Source organism: Mesorhizobium sp. M5C.F.Ca.ET.164.01.1.1 (genome assembly GCF_004792125.1).
GTDB lineage: Bacteria > Pseudomonadota > Alphaproteobacteria > Rhizobiales > Rhizobiaceae > Mesorhizobium > Mesorhizobium wenxiniae.
Window position 1 is genome coordinate 1 of sequence record NZ_SRTG01000661.1, and the last position, 278, is coordinate 278.

Sequence of the window (278 nt, forward strand, 5' to 3'; positions counted from 1 at the left end):
CTGGACCGGCAAGAGAGGTTTGGAGCTTGGCCTGGTCGATGCGCTCGGCGACATGCGCACGGTGCTCAAGACCTGCTTCGGAGCGAAGACGCAGTTGCGGCTGGTCACGGCCCCGCGCGGTTTGTTCGGCCGCTTCGGCCTGTTCGGCTCGAAAATGGGTTTTTCGGCGCCCGATATTGCCGCCGCCGCGGCCAGCGGTGTCATCGATGCGGCGGAAGAACGCGCGCTGTGGGCGCGCTTCGGGCTTTGAAAAAACGAGGAAACCGTCTAGAATTGTT

1 pseudogene is annotated in these 278 nt (G+C 63.3%); it reads left to right on the forward strand.

The features are described 5' to 3' along the window. Positions 1 to 250 (forward strand): annotated as a pseudogene (locus EN807_RS35195) (S49 family peptidase); the annotation flags it as partial. Positions 251 to 278: the final 28 nt, after the last annotated feature.